The 12,109-nt window shown below is 33.3% G+C and carries 12 protein-coding genes; 2 read left to right on the top strand and 10 right to left on the bottom strand.

Translation table 11 applies throughout. The annotated features are described in order from the left end of the window. Together FA727_RS06945 and FA727_RS06950 are read right to left on the bottom strand one after the other, a co-directional pair. Window positions 1-2,037, bottom strand: coding sequence for an ATP-dependent nuclease (locus FA727_RS06945; RefSeq protein WP_136830181.1), 2,037 nt, complete (start codon window positions 2,035-2,037; stop codon window positions 1-3). 416 nt (window positions 2,038-2,453) lie between these two features. Beyond that, window positions 2,454-3,569 carry an LAGLIDADG family homing endonuclease gene (locus tag FA727_RS06950; protein WP_136830182.1) on the bottom strand — a complete coding sequence of 372 codons (1,116 nt, stop codon included), beginning with the start codon at window positions 3,567-3,569 and terminating at the stop codon, window positions 2,454-2,456. A 259-nt stretch (window positions 3,570-3,828) separates the two neighbouring features. On the opposite strand from FA727_RS06950, the gene FA727_RS06955 reads away from it, so the two are divergent. Then, window positions 3,829-4,953 carry an NADH:flavin oxidoreductase gene (locus FA727_RS06955; protein ID WP_281280858.1) on the top strand — a complete coding sequence of 375 codons (1,125 nt, stop codon included), beginning with the start codon at window positions 3,829-3,831 and terminating at the stop codon, window positions 4,951-4,953. 203 nt (window positions 4,954-5,156) lie between these two features. Here the strand turns inward: FA727_RS06955 and FA727_RS06960 are convergent, their stop codons facing one another. From FA727_RS06960 to FA727_RS06980, 5 genes are all read right to left on the bottom strand, one after another. Further along, window positions 5,157-5,639, bottom strand: a complete 483-nt coding sequence (locus tag FA727_RS06960) for an NUDIX hydrolase (protein ID WP_136830184.1) — start codon at window positions 5,637-5,639, stop codon at window positions 5,157-5,159. 256 nt (window positions 5,640-5,895) lie between these two features. After that, entirely contained in the window at window positions 5,896-6,363 is a 468-nt protein-coding gene (locus FA727_RS06965; protein ID WP_136830185.1) for a UPF0158 family protein, read from the bottom strand. Between the two features lie 49 nt (window positions 6,364-6,412). Then, a complete protein-coding gene (locus FA727_RS06970; RefSeq protein ID WP_136830186.1) occupies window positions 6,413-7,285 on the bottom strand; it encodes a hypothetical protein in 873 nt (290 codons plus the stop codon). A gap of 230 nt (window positions 7,286-7,515) precedes the next feature. Then, complete coding sequence (locus FA727_RS06975) at window positions 7,516-8,232, bottom strand: class I SAM-dependent methyltransferase (protein ID WP_136830187.1); 717 nt, start codon at window positions 8,230-8,232, stop codon at window positions 7,516-7,518. Between the two features lie 293 nt (window positions 8,233-8,525). Then, window positions 8,526-8,711, bottom strand: a complete 186-nt coding sequence (locus FA727_RS06980; protein WP_158318810.1) for a DnaA N-terminal domain-containing protein — start codon at window positions 8,709-8,711, stop codon at window positions 8,526-8,528. 647 nt (window positions 8,712-9,358) lie between these two features. Here FA727_RS06980 and mraY point away from each other — a divergent pair. After that, window positions 9,359-10,315 (top strand): phospho-N-acetylmuramoyl-pentapeptide-transferase, encoded by a 957-nt coding sequence (mraY, locus tag FA727_RS06985; RefSeq protein WP_136830189.1) that lies wholly within the window; start codon window positions 9,359-9,361, stop codon window positions 10,313-10,315. Window positions 10,316-10,673: 358 nt separating this feature from the next. Here mraY and FA727_RS24900 read toward each other — a convergent pair whose 3' ends face one another. From FA727_RS24900 to FA727_RS06990, 3 genes are all read right to left on the bottom strand, one after another. Then, on the bottom strand, window positions 10,674-10,802 hold the full coding sequence (locus FA727_RS24900; protein WP_281280859.1) for a hypothetical protein: 129 nt from the start codon (window positions 10,800-10,802) through the stop codon (window positions 10,674-10,676). Window positions 10,803-10,905: 103 nt separating this feature from the next. Then, on the bottom strand, window positions 10,906-11,079 hold the full coding sequence (locus FA727_RS24005; protein WP_158318811.1) for a hypothetical protein: 174 nt from the start codon (window positions 11,077-11,079) through the stop codon (window positions 10,906-10,908). Window positions 11,080-11,126: 47 nt separating this feature from the next. Continuing rightward, the gene (locus FA727_RS06990) at window positions 11,127-12,029 is read right to left on the bottom strand and encodes a type II toxin-antitoxin system SpoIISA family toxin (RefSeq protein WP_158318812.1); all 903 of its coding nucleotides are present in this window, start codon (window positions 12,027-12,029) and stop codon (window positions 11,127-11,129) included. Window positions 12,030-12,109: the final 80 nt, after the last annotated feature.

Raw genomic sequence — 12,109 nt, forward strand, 5'->3', positions numbered from 1 at the left:
TTAATTCTCCTTTACTAACTTTTTTGTTAACCATATTATTCCACTCTCAATATATCTTGGCATAGAAGGTGTATTTACCACTTCCTCTTGAATTATCAATTTATATAGTAGCTCATTAGCAAAATCACTTTTGCTTTTTGCTAATTTTTTTTGAAGCTTGTACGAATTTTCCTTTATTTTTTGAAATCTTTTATCAGTCATGATGATTTCTCGATATATTTTAGGTTTAACTTTTATTAAAACACTATTTAAAAGAACATTTTTATAATTTGTTAGAATTAATGCTTCTTCAAAGCTTGTCGCAAAGTATCCCTCCACCTCTGTCTGATAAGCAATGTACATATTGTCTATTTCAAGCTGATTTGGTAAACTATCTAACTTTTCATAATTAGAATTGTACTTCTTTATTGTTTCATTAGTGGTTACTCTATCTGTTAGGTTAGAAATTTGTTTAAATGTTTCCTTTTCTGTCTCGGATCTTTTAATATCTAAATCGGTAATTAGAAGTGTTGGAACTTTTAGTAACTTAATTAACTCATGATATACCAACCCATGAGCCCCATCAATATTAAATATAGAGATATAGTATTTATTGAGAACTTCATCTTTATCAATATAATATTTTAGTAGTGTTTCTTCTGTTACTCCTTCAACGAAAATGATTGCATCGGAAAAAAACAGTTCTGAAACTTTATATTTTATATGTTTTTTTAGAAACTTGAGATCATTCTCTCTTTTTTGCTTATCATAAGATTGACTCTTTGGTATAATAATATCATCATGCAAATTTACTATATGAGTAAAATTATTTTCTATAGTAATGTAATTAATATTGTTAAAAGTATTACCACTATGTATTTTACTATTCAATATATGTGAAGAATGTGTCGTAATTATCAATTGACTATTTACGTTTTTATTTTTACTTTTCAATAGTGAACCAATAGTATCATTTATATTTTTAATAAATAACTCTTGCATCTGGGGATGCATAAAGGTTTCTGGCTCTTCAATAGAAATCAAATTAACTTTACTATTAAAGGAATCCTCGGGATATTTTTCCATATAGTCAATTAAATCAGCTATGATCATCATTAATTTTGTATATCCTAATCCAAACTGATTTTCCGGAATATTAATATCCCTTTCAACATATTCATATTTGATTAAATTACTCATCAATTTTTGAAAAGTAAGATCTGCTCTTAAAAGGACCTGAAGTTTTTCTCTTGATTCTATTCCCTCTAAAGATTGATTTATATCCTTAGTATGTTTATTACTTATTAATCTTGTTAACTCCTCATTTATTAAATTAATTTGAGAATCAAGGTTCATACCTTCTTCTTCAAATAATGCTTTATATCGATATTCAATAATTTTACTAAATGCCCTCGAAAGGCTCTTTTCATTCTCAATATTATTAGCTTTTATTGCACGTAATTCAATCAGCTTATTAATACTAAAATTACTTGTTACTACCTCCCCTCCTGCATTATAATAATTCGTGTTAAACTGAGAAGTGTTTATTAATTGCAGGAATTTATCAAATCTCTCTATTCCAGAGTATTTATCTATTAAGAGTTTCACATCTCTTTTAAATATTTCTTGATCATCCAATTCCACTTTAATTAAAATTTCTAATTCAGATCTATCCACATCTTCTAGGATCATGAAAGGAATAATATTGGATATTAAATCGTTACTATTATCTTCAATTCCAATACCTATTCTAAATTGAAGGAAAGGTGTTTCAATTATTGATTGATTTCTTTCATATTCGACTAATAATTTCTTTAAATAAGAAAAATTAAAATCATTTGCTTTAAATTCTTGATTATTTAATAGCTTCTCTAATCCATTAACAATAGTTGTTTTTCCACAATTGTTTTTTCCTACTATTAAGGTAGTGGTAGGTGCAATATTTATCTCTCTCCCTTTTTTTTGTTCCTGATAGCTACTTGCATCAACAAATTCTATTTTATTATTTTCTGTTCCAAACTTTCTAAAGTTGCTGATTTTTAAACTCTTTAAAAACATAGAGCCCCCCCATTTCTTTATAAACCACTCATAGAACATCAATACATGTTAATTAATCAAAACTTATTTCGACAAAATTCTATATCTCTCCCTAAATTATACTAAAAATTACCTGCCATTAATCAACTTTATTTTAAAATTTTGTAAAAACAAGGGTTAGGTTAAATTCTTTTGCTTTTAGTTAAACCTTAAAATTATCTTCTTTTCCCTTTAAAAAATCCTATTTAAAACCATCGAGCTGCACCAAAGAAATGTGTCGCTATATTCAGTAATTTTGTTTCATTTATTAATATCTTAAGTATATTTGTGTCAATAAAAATGACACAAATATACTTATATAAAAAGAAAAAAACCTTATTTCTAAGGCTTTTCTGATTTAAGTATTATTGTGTCGCTCGTCACCCCTTTTTTTTGACTTAATAGCTGCTATCAATATAATCTACGCTCATCTCAATCACATCATTTATGTATAAATCATTTTGTTTTGCAAACTCCCTAACTTTCATTAATAACTCCCGATCATAGGTTGTTTTAAATTGAACTCGATCTACAGGTCTCGATAATTTATTGATTTCTAAAACTGGTGTGCCCAAAAGATTTTTCAAGCCCTTTTCAAACAAATTATTTATCGTAGTATGATGTTCTATTGCAGCTATTCTTAGAGATTCCAGGATATATTTACTAATATTCGTTCTAAATTGCACTCTAGAGCTAATTTTTTCGTAAAAAGGAATTTCGCTCTTATATGGTCGAACCGAATGTTGTGACATATAAACCCGCTTTTTGATAACATAGTCATCAGAGGTTGCATCCTGATAAATAATCTCAGATAGCTTTAATACCTCGGTTTTTCCTGTAATCCATATGCGATAGATTTGATTATCTTTCGTTCCCTTAAAAGTAGTAATCTTAGACTTTAGACCCCATTTTAGAAATACAGATAATAAACCTTCCGCGAATTGTATGCTCCCAGAAGTAATATTCAAGTTATAGCCATCTCTTGAAACCCATCCATCCCCATCAATCACTCCACGAATAAATGATGGCAAGAACTCTTCTGGCACATTCGGAAAAGGCACTGTTAGAGATTTTCTTGCTCCAATTCCCATTTCTGCTAAATCATTCTTAATCACTTTGGAATTTATAATCAACGAAGGTGTATGTCTTGTGGGTCCATCAGGGGCTAATACATAATCTGCTTCCATATAAGCTGCAATCAAACGAAGAATCCTCTCATCTTTTTGCGAAAATACAATACTATGAACGCTTGAATTCACTGTACCATCCGTGACAAACAATCCTAATACCCAGGCCATTTCATTACTCCATACCTTGAAAAAATTCTCGTTCACCTTATGCTTCCGAGGCTGTCCAGACGATTGCTCTCGATTCATCTGAACTCCATGCTTATACATCACATTACGTATAGATCTAGATGAAAGACCCACAATCGGCTCCATCTCCTTGTATGGGATGCCACTCTTATACATGCGTATGATTTCTTCGTCTGTTACTCCTGGATTCCTAGGCATTCAACTCATCCTCCCTATTCGTTAGGTTTGTGGATTCATTGATGTATTTCTATCCATATTATAACACAAAACAGAACTAATGTTCTAATTTGCAAAAAAACTATATGAGATGCCCTTCCCTTTTAGTTTCTCCTTCGACTTTTCAGCTTCACTTCTCATTAATAAGTAAATGTATAGGACTTATCAGTTTATATTTGTATAGTGGAATTGTAGAATAAAGGAAACAGATAATACTAATCAATGGAAGGAAGTGCACGCCTTGGATAAACAGTTCGCAGGGCATACTTTATTACAATCTGTACCGTTTGGAAATGAAATGTTAGCAAGCCGGTTAGTGATGGCCCCCATGACAAGAATCTTTTCTCCAAAAGGTGTCCCAGGGGAAAATGTTGCACAATATTACCGTAAACGTGCTGAGAATGGGGTTGGGCTTATCATAACTGAAGGAACAGCCATCAACCATCCAGCTGCAGTAATGAGTCCCGATATTCCTCGCTTTTATGGTGAGGACGCCTTAGCTGGCTGGGCAAATGTAGTTAATGAAGTACACCAAGCAGGTGGCAAAATCATCCCACAATTATGGCATGTTGGTGCAGCACGAAAAGCAGGCAGTGAACCACATATTGACGCACCACCTGTGAGTCCGTCTGGTTTTACTTTAAAAGGACACAGAAATGAGAAAATAAAGGCTTTAACGAAAGAAGAAATCACTGAAATGATTGATACATACGCCGAAGCTGCATCAAATGCCAAGCGTATCGGATTTGACGGAATTGAATTACATGGAGCTCATGGATACTTAATTGATCAATTCTTTTGGGAAGTAACGAACAAGCGGAACGATGAGTACGGTGGAGATATAGGAGCACGAACAAAATTCGCGGCAGATATTGTACGTGCTTGCAGGAAAGCAGTCGGGCCTGATTTTCCAATTGTCTTTCGTTATTCACAATGGAAAGGAAGCGATTATCAAGCTAAATTAGCTAAGAATTCTAATGAGCTTGAACAATTGCTCATCCCACTGGTTGAAGCTGGAGTAGATATTTTCCATTGCTCTACAAGACGAATATGGGAACCTGAATTTAAAGATGAAGATCCATCCTTGAACTTAGCTGGTTGGACTAAACGAATTACTAAGAAGCCAACGATTGCGGTCGGTTCCGTGGGAATTAACCGTACATATCTGAGTAATCAGGATAATGAAACTGTAACCATTGTAGACAATCTCAAAATTATAGATGAAAAAATCAAAGCAGGCGAATTTGATTATGTAGCAGTTGGCCGCGCGCTACTAGCTGATCCAGAATGGGCAGTAAAACTCAAAAATGGTAACCTTGATCAAGTAGTACATTATACTAAGGAATCTGAGAAATACTTGGTTTAATTACTTCCAAAATCGCACATTTTATCAGCCTGCAACTAACATCTGCCCTTCTTTAATTGAAGGGCTAAAATTTTTTTGTAAGAATGAAACTTGATTAGATTACTAGCTATGTGACAAACTATTAACTGGTGTCCCTAGTATACTTCTTCACATTTTGGAATGTTGACCAAGAATGTATACATGCCTCGTTTGAAATATGTATGCTAAAAAATATACTTAAAATAATTGAGCGTCGGGACTATAAAATTAGAATTGTACATAATATCAAGCTCGGATTTTGTTACCCATTTTATATCACACACTTCATCTTTTTGAAGTAAGGTCTCTTCTATTTCAAAGTCTTGCTTAAAAAGCCATACATCATAAAAGTCATTGAAAATATCCCTACGTTCGCTTTTTATTAACTTACCATTTGACCTATTCAATTTAATCCCGATTTCTTCCCTTATTTCTCTTATCGCCCCATCAAGACTATTCTCCCCTGTTAATATCGAACCACCTGGACATTCCCATAAATTAGGGTAGGGTTTATCTGGATGCCGTTTTGTTAGAAGAATTTCACCCAGTTTATTCTCAATCCATACATGAACAACTATATGATAATCACCAACTGCTAACGGATTCCCACGTACATGTGTTCTTTCGGTTTTATTTCTATTTTCGTCATAAATATCCCAAACTTCCACACATTTCCCTCCTCATCAATTCTTTCACTACCTGGTGCATAGTTAAAGTGTAACTTTTCACAATTCTCCTTTTAAAAAAGAAAAAAGTTTTCTAATAGTTTAAGAGTTGCCTTTACTCCCCATTTTTGAGCAATAACATTGGATTCTCCACTTTCCAAAGAAAAGCTAGGATCCTCCCCTTACTATTGTTATTGCTCTATCCTGCGGCTTTACTCCAATTAGAAAAGATGATTACCTTTTATTTCAGTCAATCGTTTTATTCAATAAACTCTATTTTATTTTCCCGGCACCATTCAATCGCAATTTGTTTAAAACATTCGTCTCGGTATGAATACCATAGGTCTTCTAATCCATAATCAATAATTTTGTCCTTAAATCTCCTAAAGGCACCCTTTCCCTTAATTACCGTAGATAAAGAATCTTGCTTTCTTTGATCACTCACTGTTAAGCAAAAGTTTTCCATTATCTCATATTCATTAACATCATACTTAGTAGGAAGTTCTATATAATTTTCAAAGTTTTCCACCACGTCAATTGCCAACATTCTATTTTCAGCTTCCCATTCCGGTAAATGATCAAATGGTTGTTCGTCTTCAGCAGCTCTCAAATCCTCCGAGGTGATTATCACTATTTCACCCGTTTTAATATTTAGTAAAGAACGTGAATCTTCAAACTGTATTCCCATTTCCTCAATAATATCTTTTAGTTTGACTTGTATACTCATGAATAGATCACCTTTTGATATTTTTTTACTAGATCCCTAGTCGAAAAGTTTAGTTAGAAGGTAGATATTTCCTCCATTCATTCCAGGCCCCCATATAACCACTTAAGTCGATCGGATGAACTTTAATACATACCGCAATACGTGTATACAACTGAAAAAGAACTTCATCCAAAAGTCGTTCCTCTGTAAAAGAAGCTTGGCTGTTCCACAATGAAAAAGATGAAAAAAGCGTGCTTAAATTTAGACTATCAGGCGAAGAACAAAATGCATAAGTAAAATCGTAAATTTTTGGTCCGATTAATGGTGATGGGTCAATAACTCCTTTTAATTGGTTTTCCATGTATACAAAATTATGTACACCAGTATCTCCGTGTAAATAATACTTTTCTTCTTGATTATGATATCTTTTCAAATTATTTACCAAAATCTCTACTCTTTTATGGTCTTCACTTGGAAGGGAATCTCCTATATTCTTTTGGGCAGACTGCAAACTACTTTGGTTAAAATCTGACCAAGAATTTCTTTGGACTCTATTGAGTCTACCCCAAGGTGTGTCTTTATCCACTTTTTTGTATTTATTGAAAAGCTCTTTTATTATAATTGCCATCCATTCTCTTTTCGAACCTCGATTATAGTGTGTCTCTCCAGAAATATGAGAGTAGACTATAAATTCTTTATCATAGTCTGTATAAAGAACATCTGGTAACAACTTTACATCATGATAAGCCATAAGAAATTCCTGAGTCGCAGCTATACTCATAGGGTTGTCTATTTTTATCACATAAGTTGGTATATTATTAAAAAGGATATTATATAAAACACCATTAGTTGTACCACTTTTTAGTCCTTTCAATTCCATACCCTCATTTATTATCAAACCTTTATTTATTAAAATATAAATGATTTCATTAATTTTTCCCATCTTTTTGATCCTCATTTGTTAATTTATGTGCGGCTATAAGCTGTAAATTCAATTTCATCTCCAATACTATTCTGCTCCATTCATTTAATAATTCCATAAAAAGAGTGTTATCCCTTCTTGGATTAACGATAGTTGAAAAAGAGGAGCGAAGCTTATGAAATACTCGCACCTTTTGCTGTAGAAATCTTACGTAATCAAGAAATAAAAAAATCACTAATTACCCTGTATTTTTATTTTACGCTATGAAAAATAAAAGATTTGGATTCTACTGTTGCTTGCTTAAACTCCCAATCACCATATACTTGAATTTGTGAAAATCCTACTTGTTTCAAGGATTTATAGATTTCTTCTCGTGTTCGAAATTTTAATTGCATTTTTTCATGAATCAGTACTTCATCTGTACGTGCATTTTTCACAGTTTCATAGAACGTAAAAACATCTTCTACAAACCCCTCGTATTCTGTCCAAATTTCAAGTGGATCACCAGTCTCCTGATTTATGGCAACATCTGGTGTCATATCCTTTTCCCACTGTTCCCACGCTCTTGCTAGTGGGTTACGTGTATCAAAGATAAGATGTCCTCCAGGTTTTAATGCTTGATATGCATCTGTAATGACGTGTTGCCACCCTTGATCTGTAAGAAATACTTGAGCAACATTTGCTGTCATGATAACTGTATCAAAAGCATTTGTTTGTAAATTTGAGCTATAACCAACAATCCAAGTCACCTCGCCTGGATACTTTTTATGTTTCGCATATTCAATTGCTTCTTCATTCGGGTCAACAGCTGTAATCTGATACCCCGCTTTCGCAAAATGAGATGTCAATCTTCCTGTTCCACAGCCCAAATCAGCTATTTTTTTTGCATTTACTTTTTTTAATAGGGCCAAAAAGAATTCATCATCTACGCCCCAATGATTAATTTGGTCATATACTAACGGAATCATCTAATTACTACTCCACCTTTACTATATACATCTTAACTATGCGCCCTCTCAGTCATTCGATAGCCAGTCTTCCTTTACGACTAGTTACACCCTCCCGCCAATCTGGTTCACATATATTCCATTTTTTCGATGGCCATGTTCACAGGATAAGCAAAAGCGACACTCCCGTTAAGAAAGCATCGCTAATTTAATTCAAAAGTTATGTAAGGAAGAATTATGTTTTAATCTTCTTCGGTATTTTTTGAAGTAATAGTTACTTCAACTTCTATTTCTAGTATCTTTTTAACAGTAGTTTAAATTAAAGTAAAATAATTTTTCCGGACCCAATCTGAAGCAAATTCATTTGCTGCATAAATGACTAAGCTGTTATTTTCTTTTATTTCTAGGCTTGTGTTTTTAAACCAAGTATTATACGCTTTGGGGCTAATCTCTGACTTCACACTTTCTAGTATTTCATACCATAGTTTGTTATTTTCCACGGAAAATCCCCCTAAAATTACAAATATCCACATTACTAATCTCTTCTTCAATTATCTTCGTTACTTGAATGTAATCCCCGACAATCAGTATATAATGTGGTAAATAAGACTATCTGATTCTTGAAAAAAAGGGTGGCATCTTTCGGATTACCTGAAAAATCTATCGATAGGGTTCACGTAGTTTATCGGTGAAATGAAACGCTCACCCTTTTAATATAACCCCATTAAGTCTCGTTGTTATTTTCATTGAACAACCCCTCCTTTTCCGTTAAAACAGATTATACCATTTTTCATCCAAATAAAATTATTTTTTCAAAAAGTTCCTTTAATTTAGTCAATTATCACTCTTCAACTAATGAGCCCTTACAATAAGCAGAAGCTATTCTCCTTTTTGAAGAATAGCAAGTTAGTTTTGGAGGAAATATTCGCAATCCTTATATACCTTAACAAAATCCATTAAGGATATATCAAAAAAACGCCTTATTCCTTAAGAATAGCTACCTTTTCCTAAAATTAGCTAGAAAAAAGTTGGTATTAATTTAAGCTGATTTTTATACATATTAAAATACGGGATTGAACTGAATAAAGGAATAGAATGGGTTTTATAGAATTAAATATAGATAGAAAAGAGAAAAGGAGAATATTAAGTGCGTGATCAAATCATCCCAGCATTAATTGCTTTTGTAGTTGTGGCAATTTTATCTCCACTATTAATTGCTCTATTAAGAAAACTTAAGCTCCTTCAGCCGATAAGAAAAGAACTTCCTTCCGGTCATCAGTTAAAAAAAGGAACTCCGTTAATGTTTGGAATTATCCTTTTTGTAGGAATTTTAATATCCATTCTTTGTTCACCTACACCATTCATGTACTTCTTGTCTATTACATACATTCTTTTTAGTTTTGTTGGGTTTTTAGATGATTTTTGGAAAGCTTCTCGTCAAGATCCATTAGGTGTATCGGGTAAGACCAAACTTATTTTTCAATTTATTTTTACTGGTGGCTTACTTTATTACGCAATCAACGAAATGGGCGTGGACACCAGCATTAATATTTATAAAAATATTTCCTTTGACCTTCCAACGGTGTTATATTTCATTGTCATCACCTTATTTGTCGTAGGTTCTGCAAATGCCATAAATTTCACAGATGGTTTAGACGGACTTTTAGGAGTTGTTGCAATCCCTACCTACTTTTTCTTTTTTATGATTTCAGATAGAACAGAGGTCCAACTTTTTTGTCTAATTATGATTGGCTGTTTACTCGGCTTTCTCATTTATAATATATATCCTGCCAAAGCTTTTATGGGGGATACGGGTTCATTAGCTATCGGGGGATCGCTTTCATTTCTTGCTGTTATTGAGAATGTGGAAATTTTAATTCCCATTTTGTTCTTTATCTATTTTGCTGAAGAACTATCGGTTATATTACAAGTTCTGTCATTTAAACTGACTCATAAGCGTATTTTCAGAATGACACCTATTCATTTTCACTTTGGCATAAAGTATGGGTGGTCCGAGACAACAATTGTTACGGTATTTGGATTCATTTCTTGGATTTGTGCTTTTATCTGTTTAGCTTATTGGCGGTTTCTTCTATATCCATAAATAAAGTGATAATCATACCAATGAATATTAGAGGTAACCAGGCAATACATAATGCTGAAACAAAATACCAACGTCGAAGATCTGCCACCACATAAATGGAAGTACTTATCAATACTCCGACAAGCAAATAAAGAGAGAGAATATCCACTTTGGTCGTCGAACTCCTTTTTAATATCATATAAAGTTACACTCGTAAGGGTACTATATTTAAGCCAATTATGAATATTTTAAATGTGAAAACGCTCTTCGACTTGAAGAGCGTTTTCAGTAGGAACACCATTACATAGTAACCCCGTATTCAATTAATCTTTTGGTTCTTCAAGTTTAGAGAAGTTGCCAAAGTTCAAATTCACCCATACTATACTCGCTTCGATAGTAATCGCAGCCAATAATCATTTTCCTTTTGGACCGTGAATGTAATATTACGTGCTACACAAAGACGTTTATTTGGATTTCTTGGAGGACCTGTTTTTTTCTTCGTCTTCATCATTATGTACACAACCTTTCACTATCTTGTTATAGCTTATGCGAACAATTGAAAAAATAACATAAAAAAAGAGAGGGTAATTTCGAATTACCTTCCCTTTCTCTTATTGCGCTCGTCTAATAGCATCCCTGTCATTGGCTTTCATTCGTCCAATTGAACGATTCATATTAATAGTCGTTGGTCGTTTGTTTGGGTTTCTAGGAGGCACACTACCGTGTCGGGAAGTGCTCTTTGATTGTTTTCTTCCTGCATCTTTTGATGACGTTTGAACTGGCATTACTTCCACTCTCCTCTACTTTTTTCTTAATCTCATCATAACATATCCTATTCTTCATTTCTATCTTCTATGTTATCTTCTTGCTCCTCATAGCCATCCCATTCATCATCAGACAAAAATTCATCCTCATTTGACAACAACCACATATCAAACGTATATAACATGTTTAGCATGAGAGAAGCATCCGCTCCCGTTACTTCACTACCCTTCCGCGAACTAACAACGAAGAGCAGGTTATAATACTCACCGAAGTATGGGAATAACACAGAAGAACAATCTTTTTCAAGAATTTCGATATTTTCCCCTTCTAAAAGCGTCTTAATAACCTGATTTTTTCTCATTCCTACTTCTCTTAGACCAAAATTATGGTCTTTGAGAATCTCCTCATATGCAGACACGATATTATTATGAAAGACTACTTCGTCAGCTGAAGACTCTACCAAATAGGAATAGACATCAAGTTGAAAAGAGGAAGTGAAATTCCTTAAATAAGAGAGAACGAATTCTTCATATTTTTCTGGAGTGAATTCAAATTCATCCAAGTGCCATTTTTGATCGCTTTTCGGCATTAGTTCGTTTACTTTAATAAGTTTTTCACTCAATTCAATAAACGTTCCGCGGTTTTTATTGATGCTTTCAACTAAACTCTCTTGCTTTAACTCGTTTGAGAAGAATTTCGTAATATCTGGTGTCTGAAAAACAAATAAATCAATGATAACCACGCTAATGACAAGAGCAATCAAATACTCTAGCTTTGCTCCTACGTCCGGGAATACGTTGAATGCCCATAAGAAAAACGATGTAGCGACGACTACGCCATAATATATTTTCCGGATGGCTACACGATGCTTTAAATAAAACTCTCGACTCCATATGTACAATCCGATACTAAAGGCAATTCCTATCAATAGTACGGAAAATATTGTGATCATATACCAGCTTGCTTCCAACCTCATCCCCCCTCAGTCTATCATTATACTTTATTATCTCTATTTCTCGGTAACTAGATCTATAGGTAAATTGCATCAAA

This window comes from Robertmurraya kyonggiensis, from assembly GCF_005116465.1.
GTDB lineage: Bacteria > Bacillota > Bacilli > Bacillales > Cytobacillaceae > Robertmurraya > Robertmurraya kyonggiensis.